Source organism: Streptomyces sp. NPDC102274, assembly GCF_044766385.1.
Taxonomy (GTDB): domain Bacteria; phylum Actinomycetota; class Actinomycetes; order Streptomycetales; family Streptomycetaceae; genus Streptomyces.
Genome location: NZ_JBIWLW010000003.1, coordinates 398,315 through 414,024 on the forward strand (window position 1 = coordinate 398,315; position 15,710 = coordinate 414,024).

The 15,710-nt window shown below is 68.3% G+C and carries 16 protein-coding genes; 12 read left to right on the forward strand and 4 right to left on the reverse strand.

Going from position 1 to position 15,710, the window contains the following annotated elements:
* The first annotated feature begins 4 nt into the window (after nt 1–4).
* From ACIRQP_RS06350 to ACIRQP_RS06400, 11 genes are all read left to right on the forward strand, one after another.
* Nucleotides 5–1,357, forward strand: a complete 1,353-nt coding sequence (locus tag ACIRQP_RS06350; RefSeq protein WP_403884272.1) for an MraY family glycosyltransferase — start codon at nt 5–7, stop codon at nt 1,355–1,357.
* A gap of 272 nt (nt 1,358–1,629) precedes the next feature.
* Complete coding sequence (locus ACIRQP_RS06355; RefSeq protein ID WP_326810646.1) at nt 1,630–2,067, forward strand: hypothetical protein; 438 nt, start codon at nt 1,630–1,632, stop codon at nt 2,065–2,067.
* A gap of 210 nt (nt 2,068–2,277) precedes the next feature.
* A complete protein-coding gene (gene atpB, locus ACIRQP_RS06360) occupies nt 2,278–3,114 on the forward strand; it encodes a F0F1 ATP synthase subunit A (protein ID WP_403884397.1) in 837 nt (278 codons plus the stop codon).
* Nucleotides 3,115–3,186: 72 nt separating this feature from the next.
* On the forward strand, nt 3,187–3,414 hold the full coding sequence (gene atpE / locus ACIRQP_RS06365) for an ATP synthase F0 subunit C (RefSeq protein ID WP_249953492.1): 228 nt from the start codon (nt 3,187–3,189) through the stop codon (nt 3,412–3,414).
* A gap of 44 nt (nt 3,415–3,458) precedes the next feature.
* A complete protein-coding gene (locus ACIRQP_RS06370; RefSeq protein ID WP_403884276.1) occupies nt 3,459–4,013 on the forward strand; it encodes a F0F1 ATP synthase subunit B in 555 nt (184 codons plus the stop codon).
* Entirely contained in the window at nt 4,010–4,825 is an 816-nt protein-coding gene (locus ACIRQP_RS06375) for a F0F1 ATP synthase subunit delta (protein WP_403884279.1), read from the forward strand. Before ACIRQP_RS06370 ends, ACIRQP_RS06375 begins: the two co-directional genes overlap by 4 nt.
* Nucleotides 4,826–5,012: 187 nt before the next feature.
* Nucleotides 5,013–6,608 carry a F0F1 ATP synthase subunit alpha gene (gene atpA, locus ACIRQP_RS06380; RefSeq protein WP_403884282.1) on the forward strand — a complete coding sequence of 532 codons (1,596 nt, stop codon included), beginning with the start codon at nt 5,013–5,015 and terminating at the stop codon, nt 6,606–6,608.
* 20 nt (nt 6,609–6,628) lie between these two features.
* Nucleotides 6,629–7,543 carry a F0F1 ATP synthase subunit gamma gene (locus tag ACIRQP_RS06385; protein ID WP_403884285.1) on the forward strand — a complete coding sequence of 305 codons (915 nt, stop codon included), beginning with the start codon at nt 6,629–6,631 and terminating at the stop codon, nt 7,541–7,543.
* 2 nt (nt 7,544–7,545) lie between these two features.
* Nucleotides 7,546–9,000 (forward strand): F0F1 ATP synthase subunit beta, encoded by a 1,455-nt coding sequence (atpD, locus tag ACIRQP_RS06390; protein ID WP_403884288.1) that lies wholly within the window; start codon nt 7,546–7,548, stop codon nt 8,998–9,000.
* Nucleotides 9,001–9,121: 121 nt separating this feature from the next.
* On the forward strand, nt 9,122–9,496 hold the full coding sequence (locus ACIRQP_RS06395) for a F0F1 ATP synthase subunit epsilon (RefSeq protein ID WP_249953486.1): 375 nt from the start codon (nt 9,122–9,124) through the stop codon (nt 9,494–9,496).
* 127 nt (nt 9,497–9,623) lie between these two features.
* Nucleotides 9,624–10,070: a DUF2550 domain-containing protein gene (locus tag ACIRQP_RS06400; RefSeq protein WP_403884400.1), complete on the forward strand. Its 447-nt coding sequence runs from the start codon at nt 9,624–9,626 to the stop codon at nt 10,068–10,070.
* A 102-nt stretch (nt 10,071–10,172) separates the two neighbouring features.
* Here ACIRQP_RS06400 and ACIRQP_RS06405 read toward each other — a convergent pair whose 3' ends face one another.
* The 3 genes from ACIRQP_RS06405 to ACIRQP_RS06415 form a co-directional block, all read right to left on the reverse strand.
* The gene (locus ACIRQP_RS06405; RefSeq protein WP_403884291.1) at nt 10,173–12,029 is read right to left on the reverse strand and encodes a glycosyl hydrolase family 18 protein; all 1,857 of its coding nucleotides are present in this window, start codon (nt 12,027–12,029) and stop codon (nt 10,173–10,175) included.
* Nucleotides 12,030–12,174: 145 nt separating this feature from the next.
* Complete coding sequence (locus tag ACIRQP_RS06410) at nt 12,175–12,825, reverse strand: response regulator (RefSeq protein WP_403884293.1); 651 nt, start codon at nt 12,823–12,825, stop codon at nt 12,175–12,177.
* Nucleotides 12,822–14,066, reverse strand: a complete 1,245-nt coding sequence (locus ACIRQP_RS06415; RefSeq protein ID WP_403884296.1) for a sensor histidine kinase — start codon at nt 14,064–14,066, stop codon at nt 12,822–12,824. The genes ACIRQP_RS06410 and ACIRQP_RS06415 overlap by 4 nt, the downstream gene beginning before the upstream one ends.
* A 151-nt stretch (nt 14,067–14,217) precedes the next feature.
* Between ACIRQP_RS06415 and ACIRQP_RS06420 the strand changes: the two genes are divergently transcribed.
* Nucleotides 14,218–14,805, forward strand: coding sequence for a hypothetical protein (locus ACIRQP_RS06420; RefSeq protein WP_403884299.1), 588 nt, complete (start codon nt 14,218–14,220; stop codon nt 14,803–14,805).
* A 2-nt stretch (nt 14,806–14,807) separates the two neighbouring features.
* Here the strand turns inward: ACIRQP_RS06420 and ACIRQP_RS06425 are convergent, their stop codons facing one another.
* The gene (locus ACIRQP_RS06425) at nt 14,808–15,380 is read right to left on the reverse strand and encodes a cob(I)yrinic acid a,c-diamide adenosyltransferase (RefSeq protein WP_403884302.1); all 573 of its coding nucleotides are present in this window, start codon (nt 15,378–15,380) and stop codon (nt 14,808–14,810) included.
* Nucleotides 15,381–15,710: the final 330 nt, after the last annotated feature.

Consider the following 15,710-nt stretch of genomic DNA (forward strand, 5'->3'; position numbering starts at 1 on the left):
GCCCGTGCGTGATTACCTGCTGACGCTCTGTGTGACGGCTGCGGTGACCTATCTGCTGACCGGCCCGGTGCGGAAGTTCGCCATCGCGACCGGAGCGATGCCGGAGATCCGCGCCCGCGACGTGCACCGCGAACCGACGCCGAGGCTCGGCGGCATCGCCATGTTCTTCGGCCTGTGCGCCGGACTGCTCGTCGCCGACAACCTGCAGAACCTCAACGGGGTGTTCGAGCTCTCCAACGAACCGCGTGCACTGCTCTCCGGCGCCGCGCTGATCTGGCTGATCGGTGTCCTCGACGACAAGTTCGAGATCGACGCGCTGATCAAACTGGGCGCCCAGATGATCGCCGCGGGCGTGATGGTGATGCAGGGTCTGACCATCCTGTGGATCCCGGTGCCCGGAATCGGCATGGTCTCGCTGACCTCCTGGCAGGGCACACTGCTCACCGTCGCGCTGGTGGTGATCACCATCAACGCGGTCAACTTCGTGGACGGTCTCGACGGGCTCGCGGCCGGCATGGTCTGCATCGCCGCCACCGCCTTCTTCCTGTACACCTACCGGCTCTGGTACGGCTACGGCATCGAGGCCGCCGCCCCCGCCACGCTCTTCGCGGTCATCCTGATGGGCATGTGCGTGGGTTTCCTGCCGCACAACATGCATCCGGCGCGCATCTTCATGGGCGACTCGGGGTCGATGCTGATCGGCCTGGTGCTCTCGGCGGGCGCGATCTCGGTGACGGGCCAGGTCGATCTGGACGTCCTGAAGGTCTTCGAGGGGTCGGGACGGGCGGCCACGCACGCGGCCCTGCCGGTCTTCATCCCGCTGCTGCTGCCGCTGACGATCATCGCGATCCCGTTCGCGGACCTGGTGCTGGCCGTCGTCCGCCGCGCCTGGAACGGCCAGTCGCCGTTCGCCGCCGACCGGGGCCATCTCCATCACCGGCTGCTGGAGATCGGTCACTCGCACAGCAGGTCCGTCCTGATCATGTACTTCTGGTCGGCGCTGATCGCGTTCGGTGTGGTCCTGTACTCGGTGCACTCGGCGTCGATGTGGATCCTGCCGGTCGTCGTCGTCCTGAGCGCCGTGGGGCTGGTGCTTCTGCTGCTGCCGCGCTTCACGCCGCGGGCCCCGCTCTGGGCGCAGGCCTTCGTGCCGCCGCGCTACCGGCGCCGCAACCGGGCCGCGGCCGAGCCGGACGGATCGCACGAGGAGATCGCTCCCGAGCCGGTCCCCGAGCCGCTGGGAGCGCAGGCGATGGCGGCGGAGCGTACGCCTGTTCCCGCTGGCGTCAACGGGGCGACCGCACTCGGCGCTCGTTCGCGTTTTTCCGACAGAAGGAAGGCCGATTCCAGGCGCTGACCCTGGGGCATTACACTTGTCGGAGCCCAATACCAGACACAACGCACCGCTGTCGTGCGCACACGCGCGGGTTAACTCTCATGTGTGACTGTCAGCACACCACCATGGTAAAGACCTCATCAAATAGTTTGTGATACTGTTCACGAGACCCGGCGACAGAGCCGAAGGACCGTAGTGCGATGGTCCGTTGGCCCGAGAAACCCTCTCTCGGACCGGGCCTACGCTCGTCCATGACGACACCATCTGCCCACCCATTCAGCGGAGCTGCCGCCATGCCGTCCAACGACGTCCGGAACCTCCTTCACGCCGCCGTGCCCACTGCTGCCGCCGGCGTTGTCGCCGCTGTGGTCAGCGGTGTGGTCGCGGGGGGCAAGGGGGCTCTGGGAGCCGCCGTCGGCGCCCTGTTGGTCATCTTCTTCATGGGCATGGGGCTCACGGTTCTCCAACGCACGGCGAAGTCGTTGCCGCAGTTGTTCCAGGCGATGGGGCTGATGCTCTACACAGCCCAGCTGTTGCTGGTCCTCATCTTCGTGGCCGCCTTCAAGGACACCACGCTGTTCCACCCGAAGGCGTTCGCCCTCACGCTCGTTGTGACGACCCTCGTCTGGGTCGCCGCTCAGGCTCGCGCGCACATGAAGGCCAAGATCCTCTACGTCGACCCCGAACCCTCGTCGGCCGGCAAGGCCGAGAAGACGGGATCGTCGGCGTGAGAGGTAGGGCCGGGATAAGTGCCCGTTCGGGATCCTGCTATCGTCCGGTGCCAACTGCGGCACTGCGGGCGCGGGCATCCGAGCTGACGCCTGTTCTTACGCGAGGCTCTACGCCCGATCGCCGTCCCCACATCCGTAACACCAGTCCAGTGCCGAACCGCGGCTGCGCGCCGCGCCGACACAACGAGGTTGCCGTACCTATGCGCCATGCTGAAGGAGCCCGCGGTGAGTGCTGACCCGACGCAGGTGCTCGCCTTCGAGACCGACTGCCACATCTTCCAGGGATGTGGCTTCCCGGCACCCGGCCTGCACTCGTTCCTGTTCAAGCCGATCTTCGGCAACGCGGACAGCAACTTGTACTTCAACAAGACGATGCTGCTGGCGCTGCTCGCCTCCCTCATTATCGTGGGCTTCTTCTGGGCCGCTTTCCGTAAGCCGAAGGTTGTCCCGGGCAAGCTTCAGATGGTGGCCGAGGCCGGCTACGACTTCGTACGCCGTGGGGTCGTCTACGAGATCATCGGCAAGAAGGAGGGCGAGAAGTACGTACCACTGGTCGTCTCGCTGTTCTTCTTCGTCTGGATGATGAACATCTGGTCGATCGTTCCGGTCGCGCAGTTCCCGGTGACATCGATCGTCGCCTACCCGGCGGCTCTCGCCCTGATCGTCTACATCCTCTGGGTGTCGCTGACCTTCAAGAGGCACGGCTTCGTCGGCGCCCTCAAGAACTTCACGGGCTACGACAAGTCGCTCGGCGCGGTGCTGCCGATGTCGATGGCCATCGAGTTCTTCTCGAACCTCCTGGTCCGGCCGTTCACGCACGCGGTGCGACTGTTCGCGAACATGTTCGCGGGCCACACGCTGCTGCTGCTCTTCACCATCGCGAGCTGGTACCTGCTCAACGGCATCGGCATCGCCTACGCGGGCGTCTCGTTCGTGATGGTCCTCGTGATGACCGCCTTCGAGCTCTTCATCCAGGCTGTCCAGGCATATGTGTTCGTCCTGCTGACCTGCAACTACATCCAGGGCGCACTGGCCGAGAACCACTGAGTCCCTGCACAGACCCCCAAGACGTCCGGTGGCCAACCCCCACCGGTCCGTGAAAGAGAAGGAAGAACTGGCATGTCCCAGACCCTTGCTGCTGTCACCGGCTCCCTCAGCTCCGTCGGGTATGGCCTTTCCGCTATCGGTCCCGGCGTCGGCGTCGGCATCATCTTCGGTAACGGCACCCAGGCGCTCGCCCGCCAGCCCGAGGCGGCCGGTCTGATCCGTACCAACCAGATCCTCGGCTTCGCCTTCTGTGAGGCACTGGCCCTTATCGGCCTGGTCATGCCGTTCGTCTACCCGTAAGACGAACCGCGACAGCCAGCTTTACCTAGACGAAAGGCACTGATGTGAACCCCCTGGTTCAGCTCGCGGCGGAAGAGGCGCAAAACCCGCTGATTCCGCCGATTCCCGAGCTTGTCATCGGCCTGATCGCTTTCGTCATCGTCTTCGGCTTCCTTGCCAAGAAGCTCCTTCCGAACATCAACAAGGTTCTGGAAGAGCGTCGCGAGGCCATCGAGGGCGGTATCGAGAAGGCCGACGCCGCCAAGACCGAGGCGGAGAGCGTCCTTGAGCAGTACAAGGCGCAGCTCGCCGAGGCCCGGCACGAGGCCGCCAGGCTCCGCCAGGAGGCGACCGAGCAGGGCACCGCGATCATCCAGGAGATGAGGGCGGAAGGCCAGCGGCAGCGTGAGGAGATCGTCGCCGCCGGTCACGCCCAGATCGAGGCCGACCGCAAGGCCGCGGCCAGCGCGCTGCGTCAGGACGTGGGCAAGCTCGCCACCGAACTGGCCGGCAAGCTGGTCGGTGAGTCGCTCGAGGACCACGCCAGGCAGAGCCGCACCATCGACCGCTTCCTCGATGAGCTCGAGGACGGCGCTTCGAAGGCCGAGGCCACGCGATGAACGGAGCGAGCCGCGAGGCGCTGGCCGCCGCGCGTGAGCGTCTCGACGCGCTGACCGACAGCACGTCGGTCGACGCGGCGAAGCTCGCCGACGACCTGGCCGCCGTGACCGCGCTGCTCGACCGTGAGGTCTCGCTGCGTCGGGTCCTGACCGACCCGGCGCAGGGCGGCGAGGCCAAGGCCGAGCTGGCCGGACGGCTGCTGAGCGGCCAGGTGGGCGGTCCGGCCGCCGATCTGGTCTCCGGCATGGTCCGCTCCCGCTGGTCGCAGCCGCGTGACCTGGTCGACTCGGTGGAGGAGCTCTCGGCGACCGCCGAGCTCACCGCCGCGCAGCAGGCCGGTTCGCTGGACGACGTGGAGGACGAGCTGTTCCGGTTCGGCCGGATCGTCGAGTCCAGTCCCGCCCTGCGGGCCGCGCTGACCGACAGGTCGGCGACGACCACCGCCAAGACCGGGCTCCTGGGCGGTCTGCTGGGCGGGCGGGCCAATCCGGCCACCGAGCGTCTGGTTGTCCGTCTCGTGACCCGGCCCCGGGGACGTAGCCTTGAGGCGGGTCTTCAGACCCTGTCCCGGCTCGCCGCGGCGCGCCGGGACCGGATGGTCGCCGTCGTCACCTCGGCCGTGCCGCTCAGCGACGGACAGAAGCAGCGTCTCGGCGCGGCTCTGGCCAGGCTGTATGGCCACCCGATGCATCTGAACCTGGACGTGGACCCCGAGGTCCTCGGCGGGATCTCGGTGCGGGTCGGTGACGAGATCATCAACGGCACCGTCGCGGACCGTCTCGAAGAGGCGGAACGGCGGCTCGCGGGCTGACGACGAGCGGCGGAGCCGTCCGCGGACGCGGGCACAGCAGACACAGGCATACGCAGGCAACAGAACAGAGCAACACCAGCGGCCCGGTTGGGCCGTGCAGAAACTGCAGAAGATTCCTGGGGGTCGCCCCCAGACCCGCAGACCCCCAAAGAAACTTCGGGCCCAACAAGGAGAGCAGGGAACCCAGATGGCGGAGCTCACGATCCGGCCGGAGGAGATCCGGGACGCGCTGGAGAACTTTGTCCAGTCGTACAAGCCGGACGCGGCCTCGCGCGAGGAGGTCGGTACGGTCAGCGTGGCCGGCGACGGCATCGCCAAGGTCGAGGGTCTGCCCTCGGCCATGGCGAACGAGCTGCTGAAGTTCGAGGACGGCACCCTCGGCCTCGCCCTCAACCTCGAGGAGCGCGAGATCGGTTCGATCGTCCTCGGCGAGTTCAGCGGTATCGAGGAGGGTCAGTCGGTCACCCGTACCGGCGAGGTCCTCTCCGTCGCTGTCGGCGAGGGCTACCTGGGTCGCGTGGTCGACCCGCTCGGCAACCCGATCGACGGCCTCGGCGAGATCGAGACCGAAGGCCGCCGCGCGCTGGAGCTGCAGGCCCCGGGCGTCATGGTCCGTAAGTCGGTCCACGAGCCGATGCAGACCGGCTACAAGGCTGTCGACGCCATGGTGCCGATCGGCCGTGGCCAGCGTCAGCTGATCATCGGCGACCGGCAGACCGGCAAGACCGCTCTGGCCGTCGACACGATCATCAACCAGCGCGACAACTGGCGCTCGGGCGACACCAACAGGCAGGTCCGCTGCATCTACGTCGCCATCGGCCAGAAAGGCTCCACCATCGCGGGTGTCCGCGGTGCGCTGGAGGAGGCGGGCGCGCTCGAGTACACGACGATCGTCGCCGCCCCCGCGTCCGACCCGGCCGGCTTCAAGTACCTGGCGCCGTACACCGGTTCGGCCATCGGCCAGCACTGGATGTACGAGGGCAAGCACGTCCTGATCATCTTCGACGACCTCTCGAAGCAGGCCGACGCCTACCGCGCCGTGTCCCTGCTGCTGCGCCGTCCGCCGGGCCGTGAGGCCTACCCGGGCGACGTCTTCTACCTGCACTCGCGTCTGCTGGAGCGCTGCGCCAAGCTCTCCGACGACATGGGCGCCGGTTCGATGACGGGTCTCCCGATCGTCGAGACGAAGGCCAACGACGTGTCGGCGTTCATTCCGACCAACGTCATCTCCATCACCGACGGACAGTGCTTCCTGGAGTCCGACCTGTTCAACGCCGGCCAGCGGCCCGCGCTGAACGTCGGTATCTCGGTCTCCCGAGTCGGTGGCTCCGCCCAGCACCGGGCCATGCGGCAGGTCTCCGGCCGACTGCGTGTGGACCTCGCCCAGTACCGCGAGCTGGAGGCGTTCGCGTCCTTCGGTTCCGACCTGGACGCGGCGTCCAAGGCGTCCCTGGAGCGCGGTAAGCGCATGGTCGAGCTGCTGAAGCAGCCGCAGTACGCGCCGTTCCCGGTGGAGGAGCAGGTCGTCTCCATCTGGGCCGGCACCAACGGCCAGATGGACGAGGTACCGGTCGCCGACATCCGCCGCTTCGAGAGCGAGCTGCTGGAGTACCTGCGCCGTGAGCGCAAGGACCTGCTGACCAGCATCGCCGAGGGCGCCAAGATGTCCGACGACACCATCCAGTCGATCGGGGACGCCATCACCGCCTTCAAGCGGCAGTTCGAGACCTCGGACGGCAAGCTCCTCGGCGACGACGCGCCGGCCGTCAACGTCTCCAAGTGACGACGGAAGGGACCTGACTCATGGGAGCCCAGCTCCGGGTCTACAAGCGTCGCATCAAATCCGTCACCGCGACCAAGAAGATCACCAAGGCGATGGAGATGATCGCCGCCTCGCGCATCGTCAAGGCGCAGCGCCAGGTGGCGGCCTCCACTCCGTACGCGACCGAGCTGACCCGCGCGGTCACCGCGGTGGCGACGGGGTCGACGACCAAGCACCCCCTGACCACCGAGGCGGAGACGCCGACCCGCGCCGCGGTCCTGCTCGTCACGAGCGACCGCGGTCTGGCCGGCGGCTACTCCTCGAACGCCATCAAGGCGGCGGAGCGGCTCACCGAGCGGCTCCGCGGTGAGGGCAAGGAGGTCGACACGTACATCGTCGGCCGCAAGGGTGTCGCCTACTACAGCTTCCGTGAGCGCAAGGTCACGGACTCGTGGAGCGGCTTCACCGACAGCCCGACGTACGCGGACGCCAAGCAGGTCGCGGCGCCGCTGATCGCGGCCGTCCAGCAGGACACGGCCGAGGGCGGCGTGGACGAGCTCCACATCGTCTTCACCGAGTTCGTGTCGATGCTGACGCAGACGCCGGTGCAGCACCGGCTGCTGCCGCTCAGCCTGGACAAGGCGGCCGAGGAGTCGGGTACGAAGGGCGAGATCCTTCCGCTCTTCGACTTCGAGCCGTCGGCGGAGGACGTCCTCGACGCCCTGCTGCCGCGCTACGTCGAGAGCCGTATCTACAACGCGCTGCTCCAGGCCGCCGCTTCCAAGCACGCTGCCACCCGCCGCGCGATGAAGTCGGCGACCGACAACGCCGGGGACCTCATCAAGAGCCTCTCCCGGCTTGCCAACGCGGCCCGCCAGGCCGAAATCACCCAGGAAATCAGCGAGATCGTCGGTGGCGCGAGCGCCCTGGCCGACGCGACCGCGGGGAGTGAATAATCATGACGACCACTGTTGAGGCGGCCACCCCGGGAAGCACGGCCACAGGCCGCGTTGCCCGGGTCATCGGCCCGGTCGTCGACGTGGAGTTCCCCGTCGACGCGATGCCGGACATCTACAACGCGCTGCACGTCGAGGTCGCCGACCCGGCCGAGGCGGGCAAGCTCAAGACGCTGACCCTCGAAGTCGCCCAGCACCTGGGCGACGGCGTGGTCCGCGCGGTCTCGATGCAGCCCACCGACGGTCTGGTCCGCCAGGCCTCGGTGACCGACACGGGCAATGGCATCACCGTGCCGGTCGGCGATGTGACCAAGGGCAAGGTGTTCAACACCCTCGGTCAGATCCTGAACGAGCCCGAGGCCGAGTCCCAGATCACGGAGCGCTGGCCGATCCACCGCAAGGCCCCGGCCTTCGACCAGCTCGAGTCCAAGACCGAGATGTTCGAGACCGGCCTGAAGGTCGTCGACCTGCTGACCCCGTACGTCAAGGGCGGCAAGATCGGTCTGTTCGGTGGTGCGGGCGTCGGCAAGACCGTCCTCATCCAGGAAATGATCATGCGTGTGGCCAAGCTGCACGACGGTGTTTCCGTGTTCGCCGGTGTCGGTGAGCGCACCCGTGAGGGCAACGACCTCATCGACGAGATGACCGAGTCCGGCGTGCTGGACAAGACCGCGCTGGTCTTCGGCCAGATGGACGAGCCGCCGGGCACGCGTCTGCGTGTGGCGCTCTCCGCGCTGACCATGGCGGAGTACTTCCGCGATGTGCAGAAGCAGGACGTGCTGCTCTTCATCGACAACATCTTCCGCTTCACCCAGGCCGGTTCCGAGGTTTCCACGCTGCTCGGCCGTATGCCGTCCGCGGTGGGTTACCAGCCGACCCTGGCGGACGAGATGGGTGTGCTCCAGGAGCGCATCACCTCGACGCGCGGTCACTCGATCACCTCGATGCAGGCGATCTACGTCCCCGCGGACGACCTGACCGACCCGGCGCCGGCCACGACCTTCGCGCACCTCGACGCGACGACCGTGCTGTCGCGTCCGATCTCGGAGAAGGGCATCTACCCGGCGGTGGACCCGCTGGACTCGACGTCCCGCATCCTGGACCCGCGCTACATCTCGCAGGCCCACTACGACGCGGCCAGCCGCGTCAAGGGAATCCTGCAGAAGTACAAGGATCTCCAGGACATCATCGCGATCCTCGGTATCGACGAGCTGGGCGAGGAGGACAAGCTCGTTGTCCACCGGGCCCGTCGCGTCGAGCGCTTCCTGTCGCAGAACACCCACGCCGCCAAGCAGTTCACCGGCCTGGACGGTTCGGACGTGCCGCTCGACGAGTCGATCGCCGCGTTCAACTCGATCTGTGACGGGGAGTACGACCACTTCCCCGAGCAGGCGTTCTTCATGTGCGGTGGCATCGAGGACCTGAAGGCCAAGGCCAAGGAACTCGGCGTCTCCTGACCCGTCGGCGCACGGAGGGGGGCGGGTACCTCCCGCCCCCCTCCGACGCTCTTATCGACACCCCATAGAATTGAAGCCAACACCCGGCGATACGGCCGGGTGGTGACCCGAGGAGCCACCCTTGGCTGCTGAGCTGCATGTCGAGCTGGTCGCCGCTGACCGCAGTATCTGGTCCGGCGAGGCCACCCTGGTCGTCGCGCGCACCACGTCCGGCGACATCGGCGTCATGCCCGGTCACCAGCCGCTGCTCGGTGTGCTGGAGTCGGGCCCGGTGACCATTCGTACGAGTGAGGGCGAAACGGTCGTGGCCGCTGTGCACGGCGGTTTCCTCTCCTTCGCCGACAACAAGCTTTCGCTGCTGGCGGAGATCGCCGAACTGGCGGATGAGATCGATACCCAGCGCGCCGAGCGTGCGCTGGAACGCGCGAAGTCGGGTGACGACGACGCCGCCGAACGGCGCGCCGACGTCCGACTGCGTGCGGTGGCGGTGCGATAAGCGCTGTCACCACGGATTTATCCTCAGCCGCGGCTCGTTCCGGATCCCTCCGGACCGGGTCGCGGCTGAGGCGATGCGGGTGCGGTTCCTGTTCCGGTACTGAATGAGGCGAGGAGGTCGGTGTTTGATGGTCCTCGCTCTGCTCATTTGCGGACTGGTCGTCGTACTGGTTGCGGTGGGGCTCTTCGTCTTCGGTCTGCGCCGGCGGCTGATCCAGCGCTCCGGCGGGACGTTCGACTGCAGTCTGCGCTGGAACGTGCCGGCGGAGCCCGATCGCTCCGGCAAGGGCTGGGTGTATGGCGTGGCCCGCTACAACGGCGACCGCATCAACTGGTTTCGGGTCTTCTCCTACGCCCCGCGCCCGCGCCGTACGCTGGAGCGCTCCGCCATCGAGGTGCTGTCGCGCCGTGCGCCCGAGGGCGAGGAGGAGCTCGCGCTGCTCTCCGACGCGGTCATCCTGGGCTGCGCGCACCGCGATGTCCGGCTGGAGCTGGCCATGAGTGACGACGCCCTCACCGGTTTTCTCGCCTGGCTGGAGGCGGCTCCGCCGGGACAGCGGGTGAATGTGGCCTGAGCGCCGGCTTCCTGTCGGGACCTCAGCGGACATGATGACCTCAGCGGACATGATGAAGGGGGCGGCGCTCGGGCGCCGCCCCCTTCACCTGTGCTGTTGTGGCTATCCGAGACCGTTGTTGATCGCGGTCACCAGCTCGCCGTTGGCGGTGTCACCCGTGAAGTCCCAGAAGAAGGCGCCTCCCAGGCTCTGCTGGTTCGCCCAGGCCATCTTGGACGTGATGGTGGCCGGGGTGTCGTAACTCCACCAGTTGCTGCCGCACTTGGCGTACGAGGTGCCCGCGATGGTGCCGGTGGGCGGGCAGGTGTTCTTGAGGACCTTGTAGTCCTCGATGCCGGGCTCGTACGTACCGGGAGCGGCGCCGGTCGCGGTGCCGCCCGGGGTCGCCTGGGTCACGCCGGTCCAGCCGCGCCCGTAGAAGCCGATACCGAGCAGCAGCTTGTTGGCCGGCACGCCCTGCGCCTTGAACTTGGCTATCGCCTCGGCGGAGTTGAAGCCCGCCTGCGGGATGCCCGGGTACGAGGTGAGCGGGGAGTGCGGAGCCGTCGGGCCCTGCGCGGCGAAGGCGCCGAAGAAGTCGTACGTCATGACGTTGAACCAGTCCATGTACGGGGCCGCGCCCGCGTAGTCGACCTTGTCGATCTTGCCGCCGGCCGAGGCGTCCGCCGTGGTGGCCGCCGTGACCAGGTTGTTGGCGCCGAACTTGGCGCGCATGGCCTGCATCATGTTCTTGAACGACGCGGGGCCGCTGGTGTCACAGGTCAGACCACAGGCGTTGGGGTACTCCCAGTCCAGGTCGATGCCGTCGAAGACATCGGCCCAGCGCGGGTCCTCCACCAGGTCGTAGCAGGACTGGGCGAAGGCGGCCGGGTTCTGCATGGCCTGGCCGAAGCCGCCGGACCAGGTCCAGCCGCCGAACGACCAGAGGACCTTGATGTGCGGGTACTTGGCCTTGAGCTTGCGCAGCTGGTTGAAGCTGCCGCGCAGCGGCTGGTCCCAGGTGTCGGCGACGCCGTCGACGGACTGGTCGGCGGTGTACGCCTTCTCGTAGTCGGCGTAGGAGTCACCGATGGTGCACTTGCCGCCGGTGACATTGCCGAAGGCGTAGTTGATATGGGTGATCTTGGCCGCGGAACCGGAGGTGTCCAGGTTCTTGACGTGGTAGTTCCGGCCGTAGACGCCCCACTCGGTGAAGTAGCCGAGCTTGACCTTGCTGCCGGGACCGGGGCCGGGGCCCGGGTCGCCACCGGTGGTGCGGACCGCGCGGGCGCCGCTGACCGGGCCCGTCTGGTCGGCCGTGTCACGGGCCTGGACGGTGTACGAGTAGTCGGTGCCCGCGGTCAGACCGGTGTTGGTGTACGTCGTACCGGTGACCGTGGCGACCTTCGCGCCGTCCCGCAGGACGTCGTAGTTCTTGATGCCCTTGTCGTCGGTGGCCGCGGTCCAGCTCAGCTTCACCGAGGTGTTGGTGATCTCACTGGCGGCCGGGGTGCCGGGAGCCGAGGGCGCGTTGTCGCCCGGGACGCTCGGGCCGCCGTCGCACGAGCCGCCGTTGAGCTTGCAGCCGGTCGGGGCGCCCGAGCCGGTGCCGTTGAAGCCGAAGGTGACGGTCGCGCCGGGGGCGAGCGTACCGTTCCAGGTCTTGTTCTTGGCGGTCCAGTGGTTGGCCGCTCCGGTGATGTCGGCGTCCCAGCCGGAGGTGACCGCCGTACCGGCGGGGAAGTCCCACTCGACGGTCCAGGAGCTGAGGCTGGTGGTGCCGGTGTTCTTCACCGTCCACTTGCCCTCGAAGCCCGTGCCCCAGTCGGAGGCCTTGGTGTACGTGGCGGTGGCCGAGGTGGCGGCCTGTGCGGGGGAGGCCAGCCCGACGAGGGCGGCGAGAGGCAGCAGCAGCGCGGTGAGACCCGCGACGGCTCTGGATCTGAATCTGGGTCTGTGGAGGGCGGGTTGGGAGTTCAAGCGTGCTCCTCAGGTGAGTACAGGACAAAACGGGGTGGTCCGTGCACTGCTCACCCTGCGACAGCTCACCGCAGTGTGTGCGGTGAGAGTAGGAAGGTCTGGACCACTCGTCAATAGGTCCAGACCAAAGGTGAGGAGCGGCCGGTCAGATTCCCAGCTCCTGGGCGAGGACGGCGGCCTGCACCCGGCTGCGCAGCTCCAACTTGCCCAGCAGCCTGCTCACATGGGTTTTCACGGTCGCCTCCGCCATTGTGAGGCGCCCCGCGATCTCGGCGTTCGACAGCCCCTCACCGAGACACGAAAGCACCTCGCGCTCGCGGCGCGTGAGGACTTTGAGGACCGCCGGATCGGGAGCGTCGGCGGGGCGTACGGGTGTCGGCGCCGCGAATTCGGCGATCAGCCGGCGGGTGACGGCCGGGGCGATCAGTCCCTCGCCGCGCGCCACCGTCCGTACCGCCGCGAGCAGTTCACCGGCCTCCGCGTTCTTCAGCAGAAAGCCCGAGGCTCCGGCCCGCAGTGCCCCGAAGACATACTCGTCCAGATCGAAGGTGGTCAGCACCAGCACATCGGCCAGCCGCTCCGCGACCACCTTCGCGGTCGCCGACACCCCGTCGAGCCGTGGCATCTGCACATCCATCAGCACCAGATCGGGCCGTAGCTCCCGGGCCAGCGCGACCGCCTCCTCGCCGTCCGACGCCTCCCCGACGACGTCGATGTCCGGCGCGCTGCGCAGAATGAGCACCAGCCCCGCCCGTACCGCCGACTGGTCCTCCGCGACCAGCACCCGGACCGTCATGTTCTCTCCCGCCCTTCCACGACCGGCAGTTCGGCCCTCACCAGCCAGATCTTCCCCCCGTCGGCGCCGGTGACGGGACCCGCCTCGAACTCTCCGTCCAGCAGCTCGACCCGCTCGCGCATCCCTATCAGACCGGCGCCGGACCCCGGCGCGCGCGGCCCCGGCCGGTCACCGAACGGGCTGCGGACCCGTACCGTCAGGGCGTGGTCCGATCCTGCCAGCTCGACGGTGGTCGTGCCGGGGGCCGCGTGCTTGAGGGCGTTGGTCAGCGACTCCTGGATGATGCGGTACGCGGCCAGATCAATGGGCGTGGGCAGCGCGACGCCCTCGCCGCGCCGGTCGTCCAGGGTGAACCGCAGCCCGCTGGAGGCACCGTTCGTACGGGCCTGCTCCAGCAGCGTGTCCAGCGCCCGCAGCGTCGGCGCGGCGGACACCCTGCCGGGGTCGTCGCTCTTCCGCAGCAGCCCGATCAGCCGGCGCATCTCGGCCAGCCCCTCGACGCTGTTCTCCCGGATGACGCCGAGCGCGTCCCGGGTCGTGCGCTCGTCGTCCAGCGAGAGCGCGGCCGTCGAGTGGATGGCGATCGCCGAGAGATGGTTGGCGACCATGTCATGCAGCTCACGGGCCATCCGCGCGCGCTCCGCGGCCACCGCCTGGGTACGGTCCATCTCGGCCAGCAGCGCCGTCTGCTCGGCCCGCAGCCTGGCCGACTCGGCGGCGTCCCGGTGGTTGCGTACGAGAACACCGGTACTGGCCGGAAAGAAGCCGACCAACGCGGTGACCACCCCGATCAGCAGCGCCTCGGGCGTACGCAGCCAGGTGACGAAGCCGATCGTCACCGCGACCGTGATCAGCCCGGTGGTCCAGGGGATCCGGCGGGCGGCGGCCGGTGTCCCGTAGAGCACGGCCGCGTACATCACATCCGTGAACATCACCACCGTCGCCACACTGCCCATGGTGAACTGATCGGCCACCAGCGCGAGTGTGGCGACGATCAGCGCGGTCCGCGGCGACGACCTGCGCAGCAGCTCCACCCCCGCCATGACGGTCATCGGCAGCAGCACCCAGGCCCCGGGCAGCGGGCGGCCCCCCTGGGTGTGCAGCCCCACGGCCCACAGGGCGATGCCGCCCGTCAGACCGGCGAGGGCGATCAGCGCGTCGACGCGGTGCGGCTGGTGGGAGCGGGAGGACCGGGGCCGGCGCGAGGGGACAGACGCGGCAGATCGGGGAGAAGCGATCATCCCCCCATCCAACACGGCACGCCGGGCGCCGGCCTCCCCATACGGGCCGAGCGCCGAGTACATCGAAGGATGCAGTCGCGGTTCGTCACTGACGACGACGTGCCGTGGTCGAACGGATGGGAGGCTGGAACCGACAGAAAGGAGCGACGCTGTGATCGTCACACTGATCGTCGCCTGCGAGGTCGGCTTCTGGGTGTTGCTGGCCGCCGGGCTCATCCTGCGCTACCTGGCCAAGATGCCGCGGCTCGGCGGGGCGGTCCTGCTGCTGGAACCGCTGCTGGAGGTCGTGCTGCTGGTGGTCACGACCATCGACCTCAGAAACGGCGCGGAGCCGGACTGGAAGCACGGTCTGGCCGCGATGTACATCGGCTTCACCATCGGCTACGGCCACTACACGATCAAACGGATCGACGGCTGGGTCGCCCATCGCTTCGCCGGCGGCCCCCCGCCGGTCGAACCACCGCGCTACGGCGCGGCCCGCGCCCGGTACGAGGGCCGGCTGTGGCTCCGTACCGTCCTGGCCGCCGCCGTCGCGGTCGTCCTGCTCCAGCTCGCGATCTGGTACGTGGGCGACGCGGGCAGCACGGAGTCGCTGGTCGCGTGGCAGCTCAACGCGGCGCGTGTCACCGGTATCCACGGGGTGATCGCCCTGACGTACACGCTCTGGCCGAAGAAGCCCCCCGTGGACGCGGGCCCCACCCGCGTGGAAACCCACCCGTCCGCCGGCGGCAAGGGCTGACCTCAGCGCTCCCCGCCGGGGACCCAGAGCACGTCTCCGACCGCCTTGTTCGCCACGCGGGCCAGAATGAACAGGAGGTCGGAGAGGCGGTTCAGATACGTCGCCGTCAGCGCGTTCATGGTCTCGCCGTGCACGTCGAGCGCCGCCCACGTGGAGCGCTCGGCGCGCCGTACGACCGTGCACGCCTGGTGCAGCAGCGCCGCACCCGGGGCGCCGCCGGGGAGGATGAAGCTGCGCAGCTTCTCCAGCTCCGCGAGGAAGCGGTCGCAGTCCGCCTCCAGCTTGTCGATATACGGCTGCTCGACGCGCAGCGGCGGGAACTCCGGCTTCTCCACCACGGGTGTGGACAGATCCGCGCCCACGTCGAACAGATCGTTCTGGACCCGGACGAGGACCTTCACGAGCTCGGGGGACAGCTGTCCCAGGGCGATCGCCGTACCGATGACCGCGTTGGCCTCATTGGCGTCGGCGTACGCGGCGATCCTCAGATCGGTCTTGGCGGTGCGGCTCATGTCGCCGAGCGCCGTCGTGCCCTTGTCGCCGGTGCGGGTGTAGATACGCGTCAGATTGACCATACGACCAGCGTAGGGCCTGCTTTCCGGAAGGTCCGTGTACCGACGGTGACGGAGGTGAGCGCCGGAGGTGAGCGTGACCGGGCGGATCGTCCGGCGGATGCTGGAGGGCGGGGAGCCGGGTCCGGTGTCGCGCGAAGCGCTCGTTCCGCTGGACGGCATGGAAGCCGTGCCGTGGGGAAGGTGCTGCCGCGGGGGAAGGTGCTCAAGTACGCGGTGCGCGGCGCCTGATGGGCCCCGCCGGTGTGATGTCCGTCATGTGAGACGTGACGCGCATCTCTTCACCGTCACTGGACCGTCCGCGACCGCTAACCTCCCGCAGAGAGCTCAATG

Excerpts from the sequence above, each read along its gene's own strand:
- ACIRQP_RS06385 (WP_403884285.1), top strand. The coding sequence starts at position 6,629 with ATGGGAGCCCAGCTCCGGGTCTACAAGCGTCGCATCAAATCCGTCACC.
- ACIRQP_RS06415 (WP_403884296.1), bottom strand. The coding sequence starts at position 14,066 with ATGATCGCTTCTCCCCGATCTGCCGCGTCTGTCCCCTCGCGCCGGCCC.
- ACIRQP_RS06375 (WP_403884279.1), top strand. The coding sequence starts at position 4,010 with ATGAACGGAGCGAGCCGCGAGGCGCTGGCCGCCGCGCGTGAGCGTCTC.
- ACIRQP_RS06355 (WP_326810646.1), top strand. The coding sequence starts at position 1,630 with ATGCCGTCCAACGACGTCCGGAACCTCCTTCACGCCGCCGTGCCCACT.
- ACIRQP_RS06410 (WP_403884293.1), bottom strand. The coding sequence starts at position 12,825 with ATGACGGTCCGGGTGCTGGTCGCGGAGGACCAGTCGGCGGTACGGGCG.
- ACIRQP_RS06425 (WP_403884302.1), bottom strand. The coding sequence starts at position 15,380 with ATGGTCAATCTGACGCGTATCTACACCCGCACCGGCGACAAGGGCACG.
- atpD (WP_403884288.1), top strand. The coding sequence starts at position 7,546 with ATGACGACCACTGTTGAGGCGGCCACCCCGGGAAGCACGGCCACAGGC.
- ACIRQP_RS06400 (WP_403884400.1), top strand. The coding sequence starts at position 9,624 with ATGGTCCTCGCTCTGCTCATTTGCGGACTGGTCGTCGTACTGGTTGCG.
- atpE (WP_249953492.1), top strand. The coding sequence starts at position 3,187 with ATGTCCCAGACCCTTGCTGCTGTCACCGGCTCCCTCAGCTCCGTCGGG.
- atpA (WP_403884282.1), top strand. The coding sequence starts at position 5,013 with ATGGCGGAGCTCACGATCCGGCCGGAGGAGATCCGGGACGCGCTGGAG.